18 protein-coding genes are annotated in these 24,438 nt (G+C 49.9%); 2 read left to right on the forward strand and 16 right to left on the reverse strand.

Annotated features, from left to right (window positions below):
• Window positions 1-60: 60 nt before the first annotated feature.
• Complete coding sequence (locus tag Q4G98_RS05290) at window positions 61-342, forward strand: helix-turn-helix domain-containing protein (protein ID WP_298562727.1); 282 nt, start codon at window positions 61-63, stop codon at window positions 340-342.
• The gene (locus Q4G98_RS05295) at window positions 332-1,483 is read left to right on the forward strand and encodes a type II toxin-antitoxin system HipA family toxin (RefSeq protein WP_298562729.1); all 1,152 of its coding nucleotides are present in this window, start codon (window positions 332-334) and stop codon (window positions 1,481-1,483) included. Before Q4G98_RS05290 ends, Q4G98_RS05295 begins: the two co-directional genes overlap by 11 nt.
• A gap of 72 nt (window positions 1,484-1,555) precedes the next feature.
• On the opposite strand, the gene Q4G98_RS05300 is transcribed toward Q4G98_RS05295, so the two are convergent.
• The 16 genes from Q4G98_RS05300 to Q4G98_RS05375 all read right to left on the reverse strand — a co-directional run bounded on the left by Q4G98_RS05300 (window position 1,556) and on the right by Q4G98_RS05375 (window position 24,255).
• Window positions 1,556-1,915 (reverse strand): CGGC domain-containing protein, encoded by a 360-nt coding sequence (locus Q4G98_RS05300; RefSeq protein ID WP_293718891.1) that lies wholly within the window; start codon window positions 1,913-1,915, stop codon window positions 1,556-1,558.
• Between the two features lie 33 nt (window positions 1,916-1,948).
• Window positions 1,949-2,815: a 16S rRNA (adenine(1518)-N(6)/adenine(1519)-N(6))-dimethyltransferase RsmA gene (gene rsmA, locus Q4G98_RS05305; protein ID WP_298562732.1), complete on the reverse strand. Its 867-nt coding sequence runs from the start codon at window positions 2,813-2,815 to the stop codon at window positions 1,949-1,951.
• Complete coding sequence (rnmV, locus tag Q4G98_RS05310) at window positions 2,808-3,353, reverse strand: ribonuclease M5 (protein WP_298562734.1); 546 nt, start codon at window positions 3,351-3,353, stop codon at window positions 2,808-2,810. The genes rsmA and rnmV overlap by 8 nt, the downstream gene beginning before the upstream one ends.
• A 13-nt stretch (window positions 3,354-3,366) precedes the next feature.
• Window positions 3,367-4,344 (reverse strand): 3D domain-containing protein, encoded by a 978-nt coding sequence (locus tag Q4G98_RS05315; RefSeq protein ID WP_298562736.1) that lies wholly within the window; start codon window positions 4,342-4,344, stop codon window positions 3,367-3,369.
• Between the two features lie 214 nt (window positions 4,345-4,558).
• Window positions 4,559-5,341, reverse strand: a complete 783-nt coding sequence (locus Q4G98_RS05320) for a TatD family hydrolase (RefSeq protein ID WP_298562738.1) — start codon at window positions 5,339-5,341, stop codon at window positions 4,559-4,561.
• 1 nt (window position 5,342) lies between these two features.
• Window positions 5,343-7,310: a methionine--tRNA ligase gene (gene metG, locus Q4G98_RS05325; RefSeq protein ID WP_298562740.1), complete on the reverse strand. Its 1,968-nt coding sequence runs from the start codon at window positions 7,308-7,310 to the stop codon at window positions 5,343-5,345.
• Window positions 7,307-8,152, reverse strand: coding sequence for a 16S rRNA (cytidine(1402)-2'-O)-methyltransferase (rsmI, locus tag Q4G98_RS05330; RefSeq protein ID WP_177560805.1), 846 nt, complete (start codon window positions 8,150-8,152; stop codon window positions 7,307-7,309). Before rsmI ends, metG begins: the two co-directional genes overlap by 4 nt.
• Window positions 8,152-8,880 carry a tRNA1(Val) (adenine(37)-N6)-methyltransferase gene (locus Q4G98_RS05335; protein ID WP_293663200.1) on the reverse strand — a complete coding sequence of 243 codons (729 nt, stop codon included), beginning with the start codon at window positions 8,878-8,880 and terminating at the stop codon, window positions 8,152-8,154. Before Q4G98_RS05335 ends, rsmI begins: the two co-directional genes overlap by 1 nt.
• 1 nt (window position 8,881) lies before the next feature.
• Window positions 8,882-9,730, reverse strand: coding sequence for a stage 0 sporulation family protein (locus Q4G98_RS05340; RefSeq protein ID WP_177560803.1), 849 nt, complete (start codon window positions 9,728-9,730; stop codon window positions 8,882-8,884).
• Window positions 9,730-10,728, reverse strand: a complete 999-nt coding sequence (locus Q4G98_RS05345; protein ID WP_177560802.1) for an ATP-binding protein — start codon at window positions 10,726-10,728, stop codon at window positions 9,730-9,732. The genes Q4G98_RS05340 and Q4G98_RS05345 overlap by 1 nt, the downstream gene beginning before the upstream one ends.
• A 15-nt stretch (window positions 10,729-10,743) precedes the next feature.
• Window positions 10,744-11,367, reverse strand: coding sequence for a dTMP kinase (gene tmk / locus Q4G98_RS05350; RefSeq protein WP_177560801.1), 624 nt, complete (start codon window positions 11,365-11,367; stop codon window positions 10,744-10,746).
• Window positions 11,367-12,827 (reverse strand): aminotransferase class I/II-fold pyridoxal phosphate-dependent enzyme, encoded by a 1,461-nt coding sequence (locus Q4G98_RS05355; RefSeq protein WP_298562743.1) that lies wholly within the window; start codon window positions 12,825-12,827, stop codon window positions 11,367-11,369. The genes tmk and Q4G98_RS05355 overlap by 1 nt, the downstream gene beginning before the upstream one ends.
• Window positions 12,828-13,002: 175 nt before the next feature.
• Window positions 13,003-14,175 (reverse strand): type III PLP-dependent enzyme, encoded by a 1,173-nt coding sequence (locus Q4G98_RS05360; protein WP_177560800.1) that lies wholly within the window; start codon window positions 14,173-14,175, stop codon window positions 13,003-13,005.
• Between the two features lie 297 nt (window positions 14,176-14,472).
• Window positions 14,473-15,753: a serine--tRNA ligase gene (gene serS, locus Q4G98_RS05365; RefSeq protein ID WP_177560799.1), complete on the reverse strand. Its 1,281-nt coding sequence runs from the start codon at window positions 15,751-15,753 to the stop codon at window positions 14,473-14,475.
• A gap of 125 nt (window positions 15,754-15,878) precedes the next feature.
• Entirely contained in the window at window positions 15,879-16,766 is an 888-nt protein-coding gene (locus Q4G98_RS05370; RefSeq protein WP_177560798.1) for an NAD(P)/FAD-dependent oxidoreductase, read from the reverse strand.
• A gap of 220 nt (window positions 16,767-16,986) precedes the next feature.
• On the reverse strand, window positions 16,987-24,255 hold the full coding sequence (locus Q4G98_RS05375; protein WP_301961880.1) for an autotransporter outer membrane beta-barrel domain-containing protein: 7,269 nt from the start codon (window positions 24,253-24,255) through the stop codon (window positions 16,987-16,989).
• Window positions 24,256-24,438: the final 183 nt, after the last annotated feature.

Raw genomic sequence — 24,438 nt, forward strand, 5'->3', positions numbered from 1 at the left:
TTACAACTCATATATTAGTCTTTTTTGACTTTTTAGCTATTTTAAGATAATATATTAGCTATGGAAACGAATTTCTTATATTTTAAAACTGCCAATAACATACAGCAGGACATAGCAGCCAATGCCAAAAAGCGAAGAAAAGCGGCACAGCTTACCCAGAAACAATTAAGCGCAAAGTCAGGAGTGAGCCTTGGTTCTTTAAAGCGTTTCGAAACTACGGGCGAGATTTCTTTAGCTTCGCTTTTGAAAATAGCTTTTGCCTTAGGCTGCGAAAAAGATTTTGAAGAACTTTTTAAACGCCGTCACTATCAATCAATTCAGGAGATAATCGATGGAAAATAACAGCTATTTAGAAGTATATATCGCTGATAATAAAGTTGGTACTTTAGCCAGGACCAGCGATGGGCTTTGTGCTTTTGAATATACCGAAAGCTGGTTACGGCATGGTTTTGCCCTTAATCCTTTACAGCTGCCGTTAGAACAACGGGTTTTTATGCCCAGATACGATCCTTTTAACGGTTTGTTCGGCGTTTTTGCCGACAGCTTACCGGATGGCTGGGGCAGATTATTAGTTGACCGTTTTCTGGCAAGTAAGGGCCTGTTGCCATCCGGAATAGATCCATTAAACAGACTGGCGATCGTAGGCGCAAGCGGTATGGGGGCTTTGGAATATCGTCCCGCACACGAGCTCACAGAAAAAAACGTCAGCCTTGACTATGATCGCCTGGCTTTAGAATGTAAAAAATTGTTACAGACCAATATCAGTGATGATCTGGACGAATTGTTCCAACTGGGTGGTTCTTCCGGTGGGGCCAGGCCTAAAATTTTAACCAGTTTTGACGGCGAGGACTGGATCGTCAAATTTCCGTCATCATATGATGAAAAAAATATCGGCGAGATAGAATATCGCTACGCTGAAGCTGCCCAAAAATGCGGTATTCAAATGAGTGAGTGCCGCTTACTGCCGTCTAAAATATGCAGCGGTTATTTTGCAACCAAACGATTTGACAGATACCGGTCCCCCAGCGGAAATGTTCTAAAAAAACATATGGTTTCTGTAAGCGGTTTGCTGGAAACTTCACACCGCTATCCCAATCTTGATTATAACGATCTGATGAAATTAACTTTGCTTTTAACAAGAAGTGCCGCTGAAGCAGAGAAGCTGTTTCGCTTGATGTGCTTCAATGTTTTTGCCCATAACCGCGACGATCATTCCAAAAATTTCTCATATATTTATGATGAAGACAAAAACAATTGGGAATTGGCACCTGCTTATGATCTGACCTACAGTAATTCTATTGGCGGCGAACATGCTACCTGCATTAACGGCAATGGTATCGCACCGGGTCTGGATGATTTACTGGCTGTGGCACAAACAGGCGGATTAAATAAAAATAAAGCTCGTAGGACTGTTTTAGAAATAGAGGCCATTGTCAAAGCTGATTTGTCTGATTTATTGAAACAGCACTCTGTATTTTCGTAAGTATAAATTTAAATACTGCAATAAAAAAACTACCATTAGAACGATAACCTGTTCTAATGGTAGTTTTCACTTTTAATGATGTGTCCCTCTGACTACAGTGATCCCCTGCTGCGTCAGGTACTCGGCCATTTTTGTGATCTGTGGGCATTCATGTTTTTCACCCTGCGCGTCTTTCTTGCGGGTGCAGTCACTTAGATGTACGGTTTCAACACCGATAGTAACAAGCCGGTCCAGCTTTTTCTGCACTCCCGCTTCATTATCTGGCAGCCGTACGTCGCCGCAGCCACTGCAGTTCAAAAAAGCGGCCAGTTCTGTTGCTTCTGCCTCATAAGCGGCGAAAGCGTTGGTTTTGTTATTGAAGGCTTTAAGACAACCGCTGCCGGTACAGTTATTACTGGTGCGCAGACATCTTAAAACAGCGATCTTTTTCATCAGCAGCCCCCTTCTTTATCCATGATCTGTTTCTTACTGCTCCGTTTCAGCCAGCACTTCCTTAAAGCAGTTGGTCAGGCTGGCAAAATCTGCCAGCGACAATGTTTCACCGCGGCGCTTGGGGTCGATGCCCGCCCGCTGCAGCCAGGCTGCCGCCTGCACACTGGTAATGCCCATATTTTTGAGGGCGTTGCTGAGCATTTTGCGGCGCACTGAAAAAGCCGCCTTAACGACCTTAAAGAACAGTTTTTCATCGCAGACCTCTACCGGAGGCACGCTGCGGCGTTTGCAGACGATCACGGCGCTGTCGACATTGGGCGCCGGGATAAAAGATGCCGGCGGCACGATAAAGGCTATCTCCGGCTCGGTATAATACTGGATCGAAACCGATAAAGCGCCGTAATCCTTACCGCCCGGTTTGGCCACCATCCGCTCGGCAACTTCCTTCTGCACCATAGCCACCAGCCGTTCCATCGGCAGACGCTGTTCCAGCAGATTGAAAATGATCGGCGTCGTAATATAGTAAGGCAGGTTGGCCGCCACCTTAAAGGTAGGCGCGCCTACTGTCTTTTGAATATCTACTTCCAGAATATCGCCGTTGACGACCTGCACATTGCTGTAGCCTTCCAGTGTTTTGGCCAGCACGGGCAGCAGCCTTTTATCCAGTTCCACTGCTACGACCCTGGCGCCGCTCAGCGCCAGCCCCTGTGTCAGCGTACCGATGCCGGGGCCGACCTCTAAAACCGTGTCTTCCTCAGACAGCTCTGCGGCGGCTACGATCCTGCGCACAACCTCTTCATCGATGAGAAAGTTCTGCCCCAGTCTTTTATCAGCTTTTAGCTTAAAAGTGTGCAGTATATGATTGGTGACTTCGCGCCTGGCGATGATCGGTTTATCCATGCTGTGCTCCTAACTGCGCAAGCGCTTTGTCAAATTCGCTGCGGGTGACCCCGTAGCTGTTGAGCCGTTCTAAAAATCTTTTGGCGTTGCCGTAACCGATGCCCAGCAAAGCACCCAGCTGGTCACGGCGTTCTGCTGCACCGCCTGCTCCGGCCAGATTGTTATGCCACAGGTCGCGGTTAGTAAATTCACTTTCGGGCTTGTATTCGTGGCGACGCACCTTGGCCAGCGCCGCTAAAATAGCCGCCGGCTGCGCCTGCTCGATGCCCACATCGTTATGCGCCGTTGCGTCGGCTTTGGGTACAAAGGCCTGCCCGGCTTCGGGAAAGCGCTGCGTCAAAAAGCGGCGGATACGCTCGCCGGCACCATCAGGATCAGTAAGGATAATGATGCCCCTTTTTTCATAGGCGGCGGCGATCTGCCGCAGGGTATGCGGCGCTAAATTAAACCCGCCGGTTTCGATAGTATCAGCTTCCAGGGCGCGTTTGACCGCCACTGTATCCATTTTTCCTTCCACTACGAGAACTTCTTTCAGCAAGTCCGCGCCTCCGTTAATCTAAGATATAAACATCTAAAGTGCGGCGTCCCCATTGGATAGCGCTGTGCCAGTCGTGCATGAACACGTCCAGACGATTGCCGCGAATGGCGCCGCCGGTATCGCCGGCCATAGCAATGCCATAACCGGGAATATACATTTTAGTATAGTACGGGATGACCCGCGGGTCAACGGCTACGATCCCTTCATAAGGCACCAGGCCGATAGAAGTAAGGCCGGTGCCGCTGCCTTCGCCCAGGGTATAGGCGGTGATCTCCATCGTCATCACCTTATTATAGCGCATCCGACCGCGCGAGGTCTCGATAGAACGGGCCATGCCCCGTTCTACAAGCTCCCGTTTGGGCTCTTCCAGCACTTTCTGGCTGATGATGTGGGTCTGGAGCAGACCGTCTTTGAGCGTGGTCTTGCTGGTTACTTTCATCTTACCGGGCACACCCGGTTCCAGCACTTTATTTTCGCCATAAGGTATTTCCAGATTGTCGACAAATTCTACCGGCGGCTCGATCGGCTGTTCTTCTTCATGCAGCTTATCAAAGCGGCCTAAAATATGGATATCTAGATCAGAAGTGATCGGTGTATCAACAGCCGGATAGACAGTTTTACCTTCGTAGTTTATGGCCAAAGCGTCCAGCGCTTCGCCGACAGTCGCTTTACCGGTATAGAATTTTTTGCTGACGCCATGCCTTTCGATCGTAACAGGCAAAGCGCGTCTCAGCTCAATGCTTTCTTTAGTTTTTTTCTCGGCATTGGCAGGCGCGATCAGGATCTGGTCCTCTTTGCCGACTTTGATGCCCGCTTCTTCCAAAATAGCGCGGGGGTCTTCAAGAATAGTGGTCACTACTTTTTCCTGTCCGTCATAACGCAAAACTATTTCCTTGCTGTTAGCCAGACAGATAGCACTGAAAACTAACACCACCACTAACAGCAGCGGCAGAATTTCCATTGCTCTATATAATGATTTTTTATTAGGCATAAATCATACCTCCTTTTACAGACGTATAATTTTACCATGAAGAAAATTTTTCTGTCAAATCGTCGCCTGTATAAAGTCAAAAGTTTTTATGCAGAAAGCAAAAGCGTAAAAACTACTGTGGACACAGATACTTGTTTTGATTTCTTCACAATAACTGCCTGAAGATACCAACTGCCTGTTTGTTTTTGACAAACAGGCAGTTGGTATCTTGATTTTATTTGATTTTATTAAAAAGCGTTTTGACGTTTTTTGTTGTCTGCGCAGCCAGAGCCTCAAAGGTCGTACCACGCACCTCGGCCGCATTGCGGGCCACCAGGTCGGTATGACCGGGCTGATTACGCTTGCCGCGGTAAGGTACCGGTGTCAGATACGGCGAATCCGTCTCAAACAGCAGCAGGTCATCAGGCACATACTGCAATACCTCGCGCACCTTAGCGGCATTTTTATAGGTAGAGGTGCCGCCAAAGCCCAGATAAAAACCACGTTTCAGCAGTTCCTTAGCCATTTCCAGCGATCCTGAATAGCAGTGGAACACAGCCCGCACGCCCTTGACTTCCTTCTGGAAAAGCTCCAGAATATCGCCGTGCGCATCACGGTCATGAATGATAACAGGCAGATCGAACTGTTTCGCCAGGTCTATCTGTTCCAGCAGACGGCGTTTCTGTACGTCCTTCGGCTCGTTTCCCTCCCAATAATAATCCAGCCCGATCTCGCCGATGGCTACCACCTTGGGGTGTACGGCCCAGGCAGCCAGCTGGTCCAGATAGCTGTTATCCGGTATCCCCTCAAGGTCTTCCGGATGCCAGCCTACGGCTGCATAAATAAAATCATATTGCTCCGCCAGCTTTACGGCAAATCCTGATGTGACCTCATCACAGCCGGGATTGATGATACCGTCCAGTTCAGCTTGCAGCTGCGTCAGCAGCACGTCGCGGTCATCAGTAAAATATTCCGAGTCCATATGGGCGTGGGAATCGAATAGTCCTGTACGTGACATCCTATTTCACCTTGCTCCCTGAAGCGATATCAGGCGCGTCAGCCAGCACCAGCTTGCCTTCGCCGTCGGAAGCGGCCAGCAGCATCCCGCGGGATTCGATGCCGCGCAGTTTGGCAGCTTTCAGATTGGCAATGACGATCACATTACGGCCGACCAGTTCTTCAGCCGTGTAATGCTGGGCGATGCCGGAAACGATAGTACGTTCCTCGTCGCCGATCCTGACCAGCAGCTGCATCAGCTTGTCGGTCTTCGGCACCCTTTCGGCTGTCACGATCGTAGCTACACGCAGATCGATCTTCATAAAGTCGTCGATAGTTATTTCCTCTGCTGCCGCAGGCTTGCTTTCTGTTTTAGCTTCAGCCTTTACTGCGGCTTTAGCAGCAGGCTGTGCTGCCGGGGCTGTCTTTTTGGTAGCGGCAATCACAGTTTCACCGCTTTCAGTGATCTCGATCCGCGGATACAGCGGCTCGCCCTTCTGCACTTTAGTGCCGTCAGGCAGTCCGCCCCAGGCAGTATCGGCCAGCATAAACTGCTCGGGAGCAGTAAGGCCCAGCTGGGTATAGATCTTGGGACTGGTGGACGGGATATAGGGACTGGTGAGGATAGCGACGATACGCAGTACCTCGGCCAGATTATACATCACTGTCTCCAGGCGTTCAGCTTTAGCGGGATCTTTCGCCAGCAGCCAGGGGCCGGTCTCGTCGATATATTTATTAGCACGGCTGATGAGTGCCCACAGCGCTTTGATCGCCGTATTGATCTCCATATGGTCCATCGCGTCCTGATATTTGGACACGGTTTCGTTGACCAGCGCGATCAGTTGGTCGTCCAACGGGTCGCCGACGGCGGTTTTATGGATCACGCCGCCGTGATATTTCTCGATCATGCTGACCGTACGGTGCAGCAGGTTGCCCAGGTCGTTGGCCAGATCGGCGTTGATGCGGGTAATGAGGGCATCACGCGAAAAGTTGCCGTCGCTGCCGAGATTGATCTCACGCAGCAGGAAATAACGGATGGCGTCAGTGCCGAATTCGTCGATCAGTGCCAGCGGGTCGATGACGTTGCCCTTGGATTTGGACATTTTATCGCCTTCAACTACCAGCCAGCCATGTCCGTAAACCTGTTTGGGCAGTTCTTCGCCCATCGCCATCAGCATGATCGGCCAGATGATGGTATGGAAGCGCACGATCTCCTTACCGACCAGATGCAGGTTGGCGGGCCAGTATTTATGGAATTTTTCAGGGTCACTGCCGTAACCGATGCCGGTAAAGTAGTTGAGCAGCGCATCGAACCACACATAAACAACGTGTTTGTTATCAAACGGCACAGGAATGCCCCAGTCAAAGGTCGTACGGGTGATGCTCAGATCTTCCAGCCCCTGCTTGATGAAATTGATCATTTCGTTGCGGCGGGCCACCGGCTGAATGAAGTCAGGATTAGCTTCGATATATTCCAGCAGACGGTCCTGGTATTTGGAAAGCTTGAAGAAATAACTTTCTTCTTCCATGCGTTCTACCGGACGGCCGCAGTCGGGGCATTTGCCATCGACCAGCTGCCGCTCCAGCCAGTAGGATTCGCAGGGCACGCAGTACCAGCCTTCATAATTCTTTTTATAAATATCGCCCTGGTCAAAGATTTTCTGCAGGATACTTTGCACGACCTTATGGTGGCGCTCTTCACTGGTGCGGATAAAATCGTTATTGGTGATATTGAGCCGCTGCCACAAAAGCTTGAAATTGGCAATGATCTCGTCAACATATTGAATCGGGGTCACACCCATCTCCGTCGCTTTACGCTGGATCTTCAGTCCATGCTCGTCACTGCCGGTCAGAAAAAAGACGTCTTCGCCCTTGGCGCGGTGATAACGGGCCACGGTATCGGCGATAGTCGTGCAGTAAGCATGACCGATATGCAGTTTATCGCTGGGATAATAGATCGGGGTGGTGATATAAAACGTTGGTTTTGTCATATGTTGATCCCTTCTTCTTCTGAAATTAATTTATTATATAATTCCCGTTTGGGAATCTTATTTGCTTTGGCAACCTGCGCCAGCGCCGTTTTTTTATCAACGCCCTGTGCGAGCAGGTCCCGCACCTGTACCAGCGGGTCTTTTACTTCCTGCTCAAGCTGCGGCTGCTCTGAGCCTTTGGCGATGACCAGACAGAACTCGCCGCGGGGCTTATTTTCCTGCAGCCAGGCCAGGCACTGGCTGACCGTGCCGCGGAAAAACTCTTCGTGCAGCTTGGTCAGCTCACGCGCTGCGGCCAGCTGCCTGTCGCCCCAGACCTCCAGCACTTCCTGCAGCACCTGTTCGATCCGGTGCGGCGCTTCGTATAAAATAACCGTAGCCGGCAGATAACGCCAGTCTTCCAGCTGCTGCCGCCTGTTTTTCTTGCTTTTCGGCAGAAACCCGCCGAAGAAAAACGGCGAAGCCGGCAGCCCTGAAGCAATGAGCGCGCATAAAGCGGCGTTGGCGCCCGGCACCGGCACGACCTGCACGCCGGCATCGATAGCAATTCTGGCCAGCTGTTCGCCTGGGTCGGCAATACCGGGAAAGCCGGCGTCGCTGACTAACGCGACATTTTTCCCGGCCAGTAATTCGTCCAGCAGATACGCGCCCTGCCGTTCTTTGCTGTGCTCGTCGTAACGCACCAGCCGTCCTTTGATATTGAAACGGTTCAATAATTGCAGCGTATGGCGGGTATCTTCGGCAGCGATCAGATCAGCCTCGGCCAGCATCCGCTGAGCCCTGGGCGTCATATCCTCCAGATTGCCGATCGGCGTCGCGCACAAATATAAAATTCCTGCCATTATTCCGCCTCCTCCGCCATACCGTAATATTCTAAAGTCTGTTTACTGTGGCTGCCGTCCGCATCATACATTATCAGCGGCGGCAGGACCTCCAGCCCATAACTGCCGCCCTTGACCATTTCCATAAGAAAGATCCAGGCGGGTTTATCCGCAAAGGCATGCACCCATTGCAGTTTTTTCGGCTGCAACCCATATTTAAGCGCCAGCTCCATACATTCCGTAAAACGCTCGGGCAGCTGCACAATAGCAAAACGGCCCCGATATTTGACCAGATAAACGGCAGCCTGAAAAAAATCCTCCAGTGTCGCCGTCAGTTCATGGCAGGCCGCAGTCGCCACCTGGCGCACCTTGCCGCTGTTGCGGTAGGGCGGATTAGCGGCGATCAGGTCGAAGCTTTCCGAGCGGTAAAGCTTTTTCAGCTCCCGCAGATCGGCCACTTCGGCACTGACGCGTCCTTCCAGACCATTTGCCGCTATACTGCGGCGCATCAGCTCTACCACATGGGGATTGCAGTCGACACCGACCACCTGGCCAGCGCCGCGCGCAGCCAACAGCAGGCTGATCGCCCCCGTACCGGCGCCAAGCTCCAGAACCCGGGCCTGTCTGACCAGATGGGGAAAAGCCGCCAGAAAAACGGCGTCCGTCGTAAAACAAAATTCCTCTGAATCCTGCCAGATCGCATAATTACAGCCCGGCAGAGAATCGCAGCGTTCTGTGTCCTTACTCATTTCAGATCGGGTCGGCCTTGGAAGCGTCAACGATCTCGTCCCATTCTACCTGGATGACGTTATCAGGCGTCAGCTGTACGGAAGCCGTACGCATGGCGCGGTTGATGCCTGTTACTTTGCCTTCTCCCAGCGGTGTTACTACCAGAGAACCCAGTTTCGGGATCTCGATACGGTCGTTGCCGCAGTTACGCTTACAACCGTTTTCTTTACAGCAGTACATATGGTTCTCGTATTTCAGGCAGCACATCAGACGGCCGCAGATGCCGGAGATTTTCGCCGGGTTCAGCGACAAATTCTGATCCTTCGCCATCCGAATGGACACCGGTTCAAAATCACCTAAAAAGGTAGAACAGCATAACGGCCGGCCGCAGCTGCCGATACCTCCCAGCATTTTTGCTTCATCGCGCACGCCGATCTGGCGCAGCTCGATCCGGGTACGGAACACGGCAGCCAGGTCTTTGACCAGCTCGCGGAAATCTATACGCCCTTCGGCCGTAAAATAAAAGATGATCTTATTGACGTCAAATGTAAATTCCACATCGATCAAACGCATCGGCAGATCGTGATTAGCGATCTTGCGCAGACAGATATTGAAGGCTTCCTTCTCGCGTACGATATTTTCTTCGACCTTCTGCGCGTCCGCTTCAGTGGCTTTGCGCACGACAGGCTTCAGCGGTGAAACCACCTCGCTGTCGCTGACCTCGCGCGGGCCTACTACTACTTCGCCGTATTCCACCCCACGGGCAGTTTCGACGATGGCGTGATCCCCCTGAGCTACGCTGCTGAGAGCGGGATCGAAATAATATATTTTACCTGCTTTTTTGAATCTTATACCTACAACTGTTGGCACTATCTCTCCTCCTTCCGAAGTATGTCTATTTTAAGTACCACCGTTTCCAAAACCAGCTTCGCGCCGGCGTTGCTTTCGATGGCCTGATATGCCTGCTGGGCGATGTCCGCTGCCTGCTTCAGCTGTGAAGCGGGCCATGAGGCGGCCAAACGCCGTAATCTATCTGTGCAGTCACAGTTATAAATCTGTTCCTCCAGTCCGTTTTGCCACAGCAAAACGTCCCGGGTTAAAAACAGCAGCATTTCCGTAAATAATAAACCACCCTGCTTGTCATAGCTTTCCAGCCACGGCTGTGACGCTACATAACGCATAGGCTGCGTCAGCGGCAGCGCTTCCAAAAACTCCAGGGCCTGATCGCGGTAGCTGACGGCATCTGCAGCAGCCAGATTGACAGCCGCTCCCAGCGAGCCGCCTGCCAGCCGGGCCAGCAGTTCCGGCCGTTCCAGTCCCAATCCTGTCAAAGCCTCCTGCGTCAGTGCCAAAGGTATCTGGTCAAAGCGTAATTGAATGACCCGTGAAAGGATCGTCGGCAGCAGACGTTCCAGCCGCGACGCGACCAGAATAAACATCCAGTTGGGCGGCGGCTCTTCGAGCAGCTTTAAAAGGCTGTTAGCCGCTTCCACCGTCATCCTGTCAGCAGCATCAATGATGCAGACCTTGTGACTGGAAAGCGCAGGCGCAAAAGCAGCCTGCCTGCTCATTTCCTTGATCTGTTCTATCTTCAGGTCTTTACCGGGAGCTTCCTGCTCCACCAGAATAAAATCAGGATGGGCAAAGCTGTGCTCCTCCAAATTGATCAGGCGGCAGGACTCGCACCTGCCGCAGGGATGCTCGTCCGGCTGCCGGCACAGAAAAGTTTTGGCAAAACGCAGCGCCAGCTGTTTTTTACCAATGCCTTCCGGCCCGTAAAAAAGCAGCGCATGCGGCCGGTTGCCAGGCTGCAGCAGCCGGGTCAGAAATTCCTTATTCTGTTCGTGTCCCAGAATGTCGTCCCACATAGGCATCCTTTCTTATCAACCTTTAAGTAAAATATCCAGCGCCCGGATCAGCGCGCCGCGGACAGCTTCCTGCTCCTGCAGGGCGTCAATGACTCTGATCCGCTGCGGATAAGCTTTGCTGAGCTCGATAAAGCCCTGCCTGACCTGGATCTGGAAAGCAAGACCTTCGTTTTCAAAACGGTCTGTCACACCGCGCTGTGACCTGCGCCCAGCCAAAAGCTCCGGGTCGCCGTCCAGCAGCAGCGTCAGATCCGGCTCCAGTCCGCCTGTAGCAAAGGTATTCAACTGCAGCAGCTCCGGCAGCGGCAGCCCGCGGACAAAGCCCTGGTAAACCAGTGTCGAATCGCTGAAACGGTCACACAGCACGATCTTACCAGCAGCTAAAGCCGGACGTACAACTTTAGCCAAATGGTCGGCACGCGCCGCCAGATACAGCAGCGTTTCTGTACGTGAGTCTATGGCCAGCTGCGGATCAAGTACCAGCTGTCGCAGCTGTTCTGCCGCTTCGCTGCCACCCGGTTCACGGGTACAGACAACTTCATGTCCGTTCTGACGCAGATATTCTGCCAGTAAGGCCAGCTGCGTGCTTTTGCCGCTGCCGTCAGGGCCTTCCAGGGTAATAAAATAGCCTTTCTTCATTAAAGCACCACTCGTATTTCCCTCAAGCTGCCGTCAGCGGGTCCGCTGACCGGCAGGCTCAAGTTTTTCATATTTTCACAATAAGCAATGACCGCTTCCGTAATCAGCTCACCCGGTAAAAGTACCGGTATGCCCGGAGGATAAAAGCTGACCTGCTCGGCGCAGATTTTTCCTGCAGCCTGCCGCAGGGCCAGACTTGTTTTCGGGCTGTCGAAAGCCTGCCGCAAAGACATCACCTGCTGCGGCACAGGCAGCTGCGGACTGACCACCAAAGAGCGCGGAGTTTTTTTAGCTGCTTCCAGTTCCGCAAAAACCTGCCGTATTTGGGCAAGTACGGCGTCATAACCGGCGCCGCCGTCGCTATAGGTAACTAAAAACAATACATTATCTGCATCTGCCAACTCTACAGCAATGCCCGCCTGACGCAGCCTGTCAGCAACTTCCATGCCGGTATGCCCCCAGGCGGCTGCATTGACCGTGACTTTGGTCCTGTCAAACCCGGCAATACCGTTACTACCGATACAATCCGTATCCAGCAGCTTCAGCCCGTCAAAGGCCTGCAGCACCTGCCGCAGTCTGTCTGACGCAGCTGCAGCCTGCTCCGCCATCTGCCTGCCGCCTGTAGCCAGCTGAAACCGCGCCGCGTCTAAGGACGCCATGAGCAGATAATTGGGGCTGGTCGTCGTCAGCAGGCTCATCACATCGGCGGCCCGCTCCAGATCGAGACGCTGGCCCCGCACCTGCAGCATGGAGCATTGCGTCATAGCGCCCAAAATTTTATGCGTGCTTTGCGCACAGGCATCGGCGCCGCAGGACAGAGCCGACGGCGGCAATAAGTCGCTGAAACCCAGATGCGGGCCGTGCGCTTCATCTACCAGCAATACCGCTCCATAACTATGCACGATCTGAGAGATCGCCTTAATATCAGCAGCCTGACCGTAATAATTAGGGCTGGTCAGCAAGACTGCTTTAATAGAAGGATCTTTCTGTAAGGCGGCTTCGATCTGCCCGGCTGTGACCTGGGTGTTGATACCAAAGGCCGCATCAAACTGCGGCAAGATATACACCGGCTGTAAATCGCCTAAAAGCAGACCGCCGGCAACACTGCGGTGAGCATTGCGGGGGACAAGCACTTTCCCGCCCGGCTTGACAGCTGTCAGCAGCATGGCGTGGATCGCCTGCGTCGTACCATTGACTGCAAAAAAGCAGCGGTCGCTGCCATAAAGCTGTGCGGCCAGGTTCTGTGCTGCTGCCAGGCAGCCTTCCGGACAATGGAGATCATCCAGCTCCGCCATCAGCGAAACGTCCATCTGCAGCGCTCCCGCTCCCAGCTCGCCGGCCAGCAGCGCTTCCATGCCCCGTCCGCCTTTATGCCCCGGCGTATGGAAAGGATAGACCTGTTCTTTTTTATATTTGAGCATTGCCGCTACCAGCGGCATTTTTTTCTGATCTGCCTGCAAAAGAAAGCCTCCATGATAAATACAAACACTTATCCATGCTATCTTTACATTTTATCACAAGCAGCAAGGCGTTACAAGCAATTGTAATGCGGCGGTAAAACAGCGCTGCAGCAGTCTTGCCGCCGCAATAAAAATGCTCCGGCAGCAAACAGCCGGAGCAAAAATATTTTGTTGTTCAGCCAACCAGAGCAGCCTGCAGCTGGGGCTCGATCTCAGCTTTCACATCTTCCCAAACGATAAAGTCAGCTTTACTGAAACCGTTGAAGGTCGTCGCCGAAGCCGAAGTATAAGCGCCGCAGGAAGGAACCAGCAGCAGATCGCCGACTTCCTGACGCACTGTCAGCTTGCCGCGGAACATGATGTCCAGCGAGTCACAGCTGGGCCCGGCGAAGGTAGCTTCCACTTCCTCGCCTTCCTTAAAGCTGATCAGCTTAAAGTCCCACTGGTCAAAAATAACGCCGGAAAAGGTTCCGTATAAACCATCATCAAGGAAATACCACGGCTGGCCGCCGCGTTCGGTAACGCCGATAACACCGGTGATCAGATTGACAGCCGTGCCGCACATGAAGCGTCCCGGTTCGGCCCAGATCTCCACATTGGGAAAATCCTCGTCCAGGCGGGCATTGATCTGTTTCAGCATTTCTTTTAAATTGAAGCGAACTTTCGGCTCGGGGATCGGGAATCCGCCGCCGATGTCCAAAATGCGCAGCTGCATTCCTGCAGCGGCAGCTTCTTCAAAAATCTCACGGGCAAGATCCAGCGCGGTCAGATATGGATCGGCGCTCATCGTCTGGCTGCCGACATGGAAACAAACGCCGGCTGCGTCAAGACCTGCCGCCTGCGCAGCCTGCAGCAGTTCTATAGCACGCTCACGCCCAACGCCAAATTTTTTATTCAGATCTACATGAGCAGAAGAATTATCGATACGAATGCGCAGCAGCACTGTAGCGCCCGGGCAGCCCTTAGCCATTTTGGCGATCTCGCTCTCACTGTCAAAGGTCATTTTATGTACGCCTACGTCGCAGCAGGCCTGCAGGCCGCTGCCTGTTTTAATGGGATTAGCATAAATCAGCCGCTCACCGCTGATTCCCATCGCAGCCAGTGTCCTGATCTCGCCGTCAGAAGCGACATCGAAACAGGAACCCAGGTCACGCATCCGTTCCAGGATCCGCGGATGCGGATTAGCTTTGATAGCATAATACAGCTGTACCCGCGGCAAATGCTTTTTCAAAAAGCGGTAATTCTTTTCTATTTGTTCTAACGAAAGCACCAGCAGCGGCGTCCCAAAGCGCTCAGCCAGCCTTTCGACAGCATTTTGATTCAATTGAAAAAAGGTATCTCTTTTCATATCCACTCTCCCCTTGCTTTAGCATTGATTTTACTCATATGATTTTATCACAAATTACTGAAAGTACAATAGGAAAATGAAAGAAATTGAAAAAAATTTGAGGAGTTTCAGGCAAAACCGCTATAATCACGGTTAATGTCTGTTTTTAGTAAAATTTTACGGGTTTTTTAGGATTTTTTCATATTTTTTTACTAAATAAACTGCTACTAAATATAGTAAACATTGCTAAATTAACGAAGGAAAATACCTAAATATAGAAAAACCTCTGCTGTTAACAGCAGAGGTTCAAAAACAGGCTTATTTTTTAGGTGCTTCGATAACGTCGCAGCCCATGTAAGGACGCAGAACTTTCGGCACGATAACACTGCCGTCCGCCTGCTGGTAATTTTCCAGAATAGCGGCAACAGTACGTCCTACTGCCACGCCGGAACCATTCAGCGTATGTACGAATTCCGGTTTGGATTTGTTGTCGCGGCGGAAACGAATATTGGCGCGGCGAGCCTGAAAATCCAGGAAGTTGGAGCAGGAAGAAATTTCACGGTAACAATTAGCTGCCGGCAGCCAGACTTCTAAATCATAGGTAGCGGCGGAGCTGAAGCCAATATCGCCGGTACAAAGACGAACGACGCGATAAGGCAATTCCAATAACTGCAGTACCTTTTCAGCGTTAGCAGTCAGTTTTTCCAGTTCGTCCCAGGAATCTTCCGGTTTAGTGAATTTTACCAGTTCTACTTTATTAAACTGATGCTGGCGGATCAGACCGCGGGTATCGCGGCCGGCGCTGCCGGCTTCAGCACGGAAGCAGGCACTGTAAGCAGTATAATACAGCGGCAGATCGTCACCGCTTAAAATCTCATCACGGTGCAGATTGGTGATCGGCACTTCAGCAGTCGGGATCAGATAATAATCCAGCCCTTCCAGCTTGAACATATCTTCGGCAAATTTAGGCAGCTGGCCAGTTCCCTGCATGCTGTCTTTATTAACGATGAACGGCGGGAAAAATTCCGTATAGCCGTTTTCCCCGGTATGGATATCCAGAAAGAAATTGATCACGGAACGTTCCAGACGGGAACCAAGTCCACGGTAAAAAGTGAAGCGGGCGCCGGAGACCTTACCGGCACGTTCAACATCGAGGATATTCAATTTTTCACCGATATCCCAATGCGCCTGCGGCTCGAAAGCAAATTTAGCCGGTTCGCTCCAGGTGCGCACTACCGGATTATCGGCATCGCTGCTGCCAACCGGAGTATCCTCGGCCGGCATATTCGGGATCGTCATCAGGATCTCTTTCAATCTGGCTTCGATATCCTTCAGCTCTTTATCATCTTCCGCGATCTTATCACCAAGGGCACGCACCTCAGCCATTTGCGCATCTGCATTCTCGCCGGCTTTTTTCATTTTGCCGATTTCCTGAGAAGCTGCGTTGCGCTGGCTTTTAAGAGCTTCGACCTGCAGCGTCAGCTCGCGGCGTTTCTTTTCCAATTCCAAAAATTCGTCAAGGTTCACATTGGCGTTACGCTTACGCATAGCGTCCATAACCAATTCAGGATTTTCCCTAACAAATTTCATATCTAACATTATTCATTCCTCCAAATGTTGAATTACTTCATAAACTTTATTTTAGCACAAATTGCCATAATATGAAAGAGAGCACGCCGAAGAACCTCGGCGTGCCCGTAAAATCACTGTTATGAAGCTTAAAATCAGCTGTATTCTTTAAAAGTTTCGATCAAGCCATCACGTTTGGCCAGGTAATTGATCGCACTGATCGCGGCCTTCTGACCCTGACCAGCCGCACGGTTGACCTGCCACGGCTGACCGGTGCAGTCGCCGCCGGCAAAAACGCCTTCGATGCTCGTTTCAGCCTGATCATCGACCAGAACCGAACGCCCCCGCATCTGCAGACCCGGCAAAAAGCTGTTGAGCGGATCGGAAGCACGAAACATAAAAACGGCCTGGACACTGAAAAACTCACTGGCTGTATGCAGCCCTGTCACTCTGTCGGTACCGGTAATATCAGTCGGCTGCTCCAGAATTACCGTTACGTTCTTACGTTTAGGCGCTACGAAGCCCTGAAACCGGGGGATGAAGATCACTTCACTGCAGATATCAGCCAGATATTCGATTTCTTCCATCGCATCGGGAACGGTGGCGATCGCCGCTACCCGCTTACCTTTATATTCGGCGCCGTCCACCTTGGCGCAGTAGCTGACGCCGCGCCCTAAAAATTCTTTTTCGCCCGGCAGCAGGCTGGAACGAGAAATACCTGTAGCCAGAATAACAGTATCGGCATTGTACTTGCTGTTAGGCGTACCCAGCTCAAAATAACCGGCTTTCTCTTTTAGAGAAATTATTTTTTCTTCAATGATCTCCGCACCGATATGACAGGCATGCTCGACAAATCTATCCATCAGCGCACTGCCGGAAATATCGGGACAGCCCATATAATCAGTGATCAGCTCGACACTGCGCAGGCGCGGGCTGAAGCCGTGAGCTTCAAAAACCACTACCTTACGTCCTTTGCTGCTGGCAGTAATAGCAGCTGATAAGCCGGCAGGCCCGCCGCCGATAATTGCGATATCATATTTCATATTCTAAGCCTCCAAAAATTTTTTAGGGGAAACTTTTAGTCAATTCAACAAGCTAACTATTTTTATTGTACCTTCTTTAACGCGTCAGCGTCAATCCTTTCCGTATGTATACATCTTTGGCAATGTTTTTTATGTACGGCCCCGATTCGCCACCCCAAAACCAAAAAGCACGTTCCTGTGACAGGAACGTGCTTTCAGTCCGGTAATCCCCGGTAAAGCTTTAGAATGTATACTTGACGCCTAACTGAGCGCCCACATTGCGGTAGCTGTTTTCAGCGACCTGGATAAAGCCGTTGGCCCAGATCGAACAATTTTTGTTGAACTGTTTTTCCAAACCGATTTTGATTTCCGCTTTATCTTTGATACCCATTTCCAACTGGTCCTTGCCGACCGAGAATTCATAGTCTTTGAAATAGTGGAGCCAGTTCAGCTCGGCAAAGGAATTGGAATATTTTTTCTTCAGCGGGTCCGCTTTGGTTTTGCTGGCCAAACGGATACCCATCCTGCTGATCAGCTGATAATCTGTTTTCTGTTTAAAACTGTTGACTGCGGCGCCGTTATTATTGTTAACAGCCCAGTCAAAGGTCTCCTGCTCCAGATTGCTCCAGATCAGCTGTGCTTTCGGCTCGATATAATGCTTTTTGTTTTCCGACTGAGAAACTTCCATGGAATGGCCGACCTCGAAAGATACTGCCACACCGTTGACATCATATTTTTCATTGATGTGCTGGTTCTTGATCTCATTATCGCCCCAGATATACTGGACCCAGGTATCGAGGTAAGTCTGTTCCTTGTCGTTGTGGTTTTTGAGCCAGGTACCATAGATACCGGCTGTATAAAGATCGACTTTACCGGAAGTAGAAGTATCTTCTACGCCGCTTATAGAGTTGCTGCCGTTATAGTAACCGGCCATCACGCCTACATGGAAGCGGTTATTAGCTTTTTTCCACTGGGCAACGTCATAACCCATTTGGAAATAATTGCTGTTGGCGCTGGTTTTGTTGAATTTATCGTCATCCCAATAGGATTTTTTGTAGTAAACGCTGCGGGCCCAGAGGCTGTCAGCCTTTTCTTCTTCGCCATCCTTCAGGTATTCCGTAAATTCTTTGGAACCTGTGCGGTCCTGCAAACGCAGATCCAGCACATCGTTAGCAGCCAGATAGTTAGCATAATATGCCAGCGGCTCCTGCGACAGGCGGCTGGTCAGGAACCAGTCCTTCATATTGTTGCCCAGGCTGTCGCCTCTTTGCAGCTCATAAGTATAGGCGCCGGCTATGATCCGGTCACCGGCGATAAATTCTGCATCAGAATTGCCTTTGACCTCGATCAGCTTGATGCCCTGGCTGGTCTGCCCGCCCATGCCGTCAGAATTTCTGACATACACAAGGCTTTCACCGGTCGAATCATTCTCAATGACCAGATTATTGATCGTGGAATTATCATCGCCCAGCTGGCCCAGGAAATGCAGACTGCTGCCTGCTGTGCCTTCGTAGTTATCGACATAGACCTTGTCGCCGTTAGCGACAGTATCGCCGATATTATGACCCACATACAAAGCGCCGGTATTATGGAAATCATTATTGACACGGGTATCTTTCAACGCTACCATCACGGCATTGTTATTGATCACACCGGCAAATTGAGTGCCCTCGTTAGCTCTCAAAAGTCCGCCATTGATATCGATCTCCTGCGAAGCAACATCGCCGCCGTCAAAGACCAGTTTACCGCCGTTCATTTCTGTTTTAGCTTCATAAGCAGCCTGATCGGCATTAAAGGTCAGCGTACCGCTGCCGTTTTTGACCAGCGTAGCTGTAGCGTCGCCGGCAGCAAAGGTATTGGTAAAGCTGGTATCACTGTCGATATCGGCAACCAGTTTACTGGTGTCGCTCATAGTGATCACGCCTGTTCCAAGGCTGTCGCCCTGTTCCACAAAGATCTGGCTGGTACCGTTATTATTGACGGCCGCGCTCAGATCATTGTTGGCACCATCAACATACAGATTGGTATCTTTGACATTTAAAGTACCGCTGCCTTTTAAACTGCCGTTGCTGTAGGAATCCTTGTTACCGGTGTTCTGCGCCGTACCGATCGTCAAAGTGCCGCCGTTCAGGTCAAGCACCGAACCGGCAGCAGCTGTCAGCGCGCCAACTGTTTCCTGCTGACCGTTCAGATCAGTGTTGCTGTTAGCCTGCAGCACTAATTCCGAAGTAGCGCCAAAGGAGCCATGCGCACCAGTTTTCAAAGCAGCATTGGCATCGACGATAGTCTTGCCCGTATAAGTGCTGCCCATATCGTTACGCAGAATAACTTCCTTCTCGCCGGTAATGACAACATCGCCAGCACCTGTCAGTTTAGCAGACAGGGTTCTGGCTTCAGCTTCATCTTCACCAAAAGCATTCAGCCGTAAAGCATTGCCGGCAGTTTCTTCTTGTTCCAACAGTTCGATCTCTGTCAGGCCGATCGTAGCATACAGGCCGTTTTCATAATTACTGCCAACTTTATCGGTAATTACGGCCGCCGTAATGCCATATTTGGCATTTGCCACTTTTTTGTTATTCTGATTTACATCAACAGCTGTTGTCGCCAGAGGCATGTTGTTACTGTCAACGATATTGATTTGGTTGATGTTTTGTGAGTTGGCTACATCCTTAGCCTGAATAAGCTGTATATATCTGTTAGCATCATCATGTTTCAAAAGTGATTCTTTGTTGCTGTCCAGCGTATCCGGATGTACAGGGTTCTTGATATCCGCTACATCGACGATCACCGTACCGCTGCTTAAAGTTAAAGTATCGGTCTTAATATTACTATCGGCCAGCATAACATGATTATTATCAGTCAGAGCATCCGGGGTGATATCGTCAAAAACGAAATCGGCGCCGTTCATATGTACGCCTTTCACGTTCTGCTCACCTGTGCCTACGTTGATCGTACTGTTCGCACTGCCTCTCAGCGTTGCGTTGACCAGCGACTGCTGATTGACGCCTTTTAAATCAAAGCTGACGTTGATCGTTTCAAAGGTACCATTAAATCCAGTTTGTTTAGTACCAAAATCAAAGTTCAGATTATCACTGGCTTGCGCTGGTTTACCCTCAACAGTAAAGAGACCTGCTCCCTCTACCTGTTTGGCAAAGGCGCTGCTGCCAGTTTTGCTGTCAGCGATATTATAATGCAGCGTACTGTCGCCGCTGATACCAAAAGTATCCGTGCCGTTGGGCAGCACCTTGTCCAGCGTCAGTTTACTGCTGCCAGTTATACTGATCTTCTCAATATTTTTGATCGTATCAGCATTAGTCACAGTATAGTTAGAACTACTATTAAAAGTCAGCGTGTCGTCCCCGCTGCCACCGTCCAGGCTGTTAAACTGTTTAGTCACTCCATCTTTATCGCTGCCTGTGATCTTGCTCACTGTAAAAGTGTCGTTGCCGCTGCCGGTAATAAATTCATTGCCCTGGCTGCCGGCATTTAAAGTAACGATATTGCCCTGAGTACCGTTTGCCGCCGTCAATCTGACAACGCCGTTGATCTTGCCGCTGTTAGTATTAGTAAAGTTAATGGTAGTGGTCCCAGTCTTCTCCACCGCTATACGATCCGTAGCTTTTTCTGCCGCAAAAGTATAGCTGTCACCATTCTGGGTGAAACTGCCGAACAGCATATCGCCTGAATTTGTAAAGCTGCTGACCGTACTGCTCAGTTTCACGATCCTCTCCTGAGCTGCCGAATGCAGATTACCGCCCTGGTCTACCTTGCCCGTAGTACCGTTTACTTCTAAGGCCGCGTTACCGTTCGCATTGATCACATTGACCGAACCGGTCGTATTAACAGCCTTACTGGTATTGGCGACAATGCCTTTGCCTTTGGCCCCTTTAACATTAACTACCAGATCCTTGGCCTGGGTAAAGGTAATGGCATTATCAGTCATCGAGCCATCCATATTTTCAAATAAAATACCTGTACCGTTGCCTTCCACATTGATCACACCGCTTTGGCTGCCGGAACTGGGTGAAAAACCTATTGCCGAATGGATACCGGCACCGTTATTGACCTCGATCTCAGCAGTGTTCTTCAGCGTGATGTTCGTAGCATTGCCTGCATTTTCGATACCGCTGCCTGTACCAGTCACCTTCAGCTTAGCGCCGTCCAACGTCACAGCACTTTGGGAAGAACCGGCATCGATCAGAATTGCGTGCGCACTTTTATCAGCCTGCGTTAAACCGCTGCCGGTCAGCTTTAATTTAGCATTATCAGTTAACTGATAAGCAGCCGTACCGTCAGTAGCATGGATCAACGGACCGCTGCCGCCGCCTTCATTATTGATAACAGCAGTCGAAGTGGCCCCGACGATCTTGACCGCCGTGCCGTTGACCTCGATTTTGGAATCCTTTTTCGATTCCAGCTGCCCGCCATTCGTCAGCAATACACCGATCAGTTCATTGCCACTAGTGGTAAAATCGATCGTCCCATCATGGATCAGTTTACCACCGTTCAGCACATGATAACCGATCGAATCCTCTGCAGCCCCCTGGAAATTATCATTGCTGAGCGTCAGGCTGCTGGTCAGCAGAGACGCACCATCATTAGCACTTTGATGTAGGCCGTCCAGATCATAATAATAACCGTCGACTTTGGCGACAACGTTATTCTTCCCGCTCAGTTTGATCTGCGTATCTTTGCCAATCGTGGCCTGCGCGCCGCCTTCCACCCGGATACCCATACTGTCTTCACCACTGATGATCATTTCCACTTTATCGATCGTCAGCTGGGTCGGGTTTGTATTACCTAATGTGGCACCGCCTGTTGCTACAAACAGCGAAGATTTATCGGAATTATTAGAATCCAAAGCGATTTTAGCTGGATTTCCCGGGTCATTCAGCAATTCACCAACGTCAAAGGTAGCGCCTCTTTCAACTCTGAATAAAACTGACTCCACACCTTTAACTAACAGTTCCTGGCTTGAATTATATTTTAAATTCGATTCACTGACATTACCGGAAAGCAGCACGCCGATCTGCTTCGTTTTATCAGAGGCGAAAGTGATCTGCGAATCTCCTTCAATTGAAGCAATACCGCCATTACGGATATGCAGGCCGATACCTTTGTCCGTATTGATGTTGATATTACTGTCTACCAGTGTAAGCTTGGGCGTACCTGGGTCAGAATTATTTTCATCCGAATGCGAGCCGTCGACAAAAACGCCGTAAGTCACGCCGCCAGATTCAGAATTAAGATTGACATCACCTTTTAAAGTAACATCTGCATAATTTCTGACCTCCAACCCGGTACCGCCAACATCGTTCAAAGTAATGCTGCTGTTGATCTCCACCGGTTTAGTGTCATAGTCCTTAACATTTTCGACCAGGATCGCCGTATTATTATTAGCCCTACTTGCATCCAGGCCATTCCGATCTTTCTCTTTATTTAAAATGATCTCCGCACCGGCATAATCCTTATAAACGGCATCGCCACTGATACGAACGCCTACTACCTCTACCTGGCTGCCGGCGATATAGATCGTCCCCTGATTTTCAAAGGAACCGCCTTCGATATTGATCCCGGTATACGGTCTGCTGACGCCGCTGCTGATATTCGACACTGCGGCTTTCGGCGTTGACGGATCGTCCCACTGGTCTTTACTGGTATAACCGATATAGATATTCGAATTGCTCAACCCTTCATAATTGGAACCGGTGGTGATCGAAACTACTGTTTTACCACTGCCAACAACATCGCTGGCATTAGTGACCTTAGCGCCATTAGTAGCACTGACACTGCCGTTGATCGTACCCTCGTTTTTGATCTTTGAATACTCGCCGGTAAAAGACACATCGCCTTTGATCACAGCAGTGCCGGTATTGAGCAGCGCACTGCCATTCTTACCTATGACGCTGCCGGTGATTTCGCCGTCATTAGTTATCTGGCTCTTATCTGCACTGACATAACCGTTGACTTTATTAGTGTTATTCAAAGTGCCGTTTGCGATCGTAGTATTGCCGATCTCACCCTTGTTGTCGATCTTACCTTTATCCAGAATGATCGAACCTTTTATTTGGCCGGTCGCACTGACATTAATATCCATATTTACAGCATCAACAGCCGTTGTCACGCCTTTAAGCGTACCATTGACATTCAGAGTATTGGACCCACTTGTACCGGAAGTATCAAAATCACCTTTGATGATCGTACCGCCGCTGTTATTGCCATCAATGACCACACCTTCTTTGATATTGATCTCCGAATTGGAATCATGTACACCAACAAAATAATTATCACTGGTAGAAGCAGTACCAATATCGCCGTCTTTGATAGACTTATCTGCAATCTCCTGCAGCTTCTGCTGATCCCAGTTATATTTATAACTGGCATCGACCTCGCCGGTGATAGTATACATTTGGCCGGCCCATTCATCATAAAAAGCCTGCACCTGTTCCTGATTCATCAGCCGGGTCTTTTCATCTTTCTGGATAAATTTGATCAGCTCATCATTATATTTATTGGCGCTTTCAGCGTCATGAACATCAAAAGTGCCGAACGGCGTCGAAACTATACCGCCCCAGGTAACATTACCCTTGACCATACTTGATGAAATACTCTTACTGGTATCTTTAAATTCGGTGCCAACGTCTTCACTGCCGCCGGTCTTGTAAGAAATAGAAGTATTGAAATTCAGTTCGGCACCATCACGAACGTCAAAAACACCGGACCCGTTTTTAGAAACAGCCTCCAGCTCATAAACAGTAGCAGGATCGCCGTTACCATTTACATCCAAAACCGTACCGCTGCCAGTGACCTGCACGATATGCAGATTGTCATGCTGCTGCGGGTCATTCACCGGATCATCAGAAGTCGGCTTATCGTAACTGATCGTGATCGGGCTTTCCGGCAAACCTAATTCATTTTGGCTGTAAACCAGATCCTTTTTGACATTTATCTGCAGTTCCTTCCCGGAAATAGCGTCTTTATAGGTTTCCTGCCCCCGTGAATACTGCAGCACTTCACCTGCGGGACTCTCAAATATTTTTTTTACATCTTCAGCGGACATTACCAGTTTATTGCTTGAATTACTGCAGACGTCCTTCAAAGCCTGTTCTTTGGACTGTAATTCATCCCATGCTGCATTCATTGCCGTTTCTAATTCCGGCGAGTTGTCATCATCGAACGCTGCCTGCGCCAATGCATAAGCATCGGCAGCATTCTTATAAGCATTGTATGGTGCCTCATAGGTAGCGGAAAACAGGCTATTTATCGTATCCTCCGAGTCATAGACCTCCCGTTCTACATGCTTACCGGTTTCAACTTTATTAAAACCGTCCGTTGTCAGATTCAGCGTATTATCATTACCGCTGCTAACCGATACCGGTGCACTGCCACCACCTGATATTGTAATTTCTGGCACAGTATATTCTGCGCCATAGGCAGTATTACCCAACCTTAAACAGGCCAGCACTGTAAGTGCCAGCATCTTTTTTGAAACAAACCCTCTCTTTTTCAATTTTTTTACCCCCTAATTTGAAATATTCCCCTAAAAAACTTTTCCCCACTACGAATACTAGCAGAAAAATTTTTACTTGTAAACTATAAGCTAATAAATTGTTTTAAATATTAATTTATTATTTAATACGCACCATTGTTTTGTTTATAAATTTTAGTTCGTAAATTTCAAGCATAGGAAATA

The sequence above is a fragment of the uncultured Phascolarctobacterium sp. genome (assembly GCF_958349595.1).
Lineage (GTDB): Bacteria > Bacillota > Negativicutes > Acidaminococcales > Acidaminococcaceae > Phascolarctobacterium.

Coding starts and splice junctions, on each gene's coding strand:
- Q4G98_RS05290 (WP_298562727.1), top strand. CDS start 61: ATGGAAACGAATTTCTTATATTTTAAAACTGCCAATAACATACAGCAG.
- Q4G98_RS05295 (WP_298562729.1), top strand. CDS start 332: ATGGAAAATAACAGCTATTTAGAAGTATATATCGCTGATAATAAAGTT.
- Q4G98_RS05300 (WP_293718891.1), bottom strand. CDS start 1,915: ATGAAAAAGATCGCTGTTTTAAGATGTCTGCGCACCAGTAATAACTGT.
- rsmA (WP_298562732.1), bottom strand. CDS start 2,815: ATGGATAAACCGATCATCGCCAGGCGCGAAGTCACCAATCATATACTG.
- Q4G98_RS05315 (WP_298562736.1), bottom strand. CDS start 4,344: ATGCCTAATAAAAAATCATTATATAGAGCAATGGAAATTCTGCCGCTG.
- Q4G98_RS05320 (WP_298562738.1), bottom strand. CDS start 5,341: ATGTCACGTACAGGACTATTCGATTCCCACGCCCATATGGACTCGGAA.
- metG (WP_298562740.1), bottom strand. CDS start 7,310: ATGACAAAACCAACGTTTTATATCACCACCCCGATCTATTATCCCAGC.
- rsmI (WP_177560805.1), bottom strand. CDS start 8,152: ATGGCAGGAATTTTATATTTGTGCGCGACGCCGATCGGCAATCTGGAG.
- Q4G98_RS05335 (WP_293663200.1), bottom strand. CDS start 8,880: ATGAGTAAGGACACAGAACGCTGCGATTCTCTGCCGGGCTGTAATTAT.
- Q4G98_RS05345 (WP_177560802.1), bottom strand. CDS start 10,728: ATGTGGGACGACATTCTGGGACACGAACAGAATAAGGAATTTCTGACC.
- tmk (WP_177560801.1), bottom strand. CDS start 11,367: ATGAAGAAAGGCTATTTTATTACCCTGGAAGGCCCTGACGGCAGCGGC.
- Q4G98_RS05360 (WP_177560800.1), bottom strand. CDS start 14,175: ATGAAAAGAGATACCTTTTTTCAATTGAATCAAAATGCTGTCGAAAGG.
- serS (WP_177560799.1), bottom strand. CDS start 15,753: ATGTTAGATATGAAATTTGTTAGGGAAAATCCTGAATTGGTTATGGAC.
- Q4G98_RS05370 (WP_177560798.1), bottom strand. CDS start 16,766: ATGAAATATGATATCGCAATTATCGGCGGCGGGCCTGCCGGCTTATCA.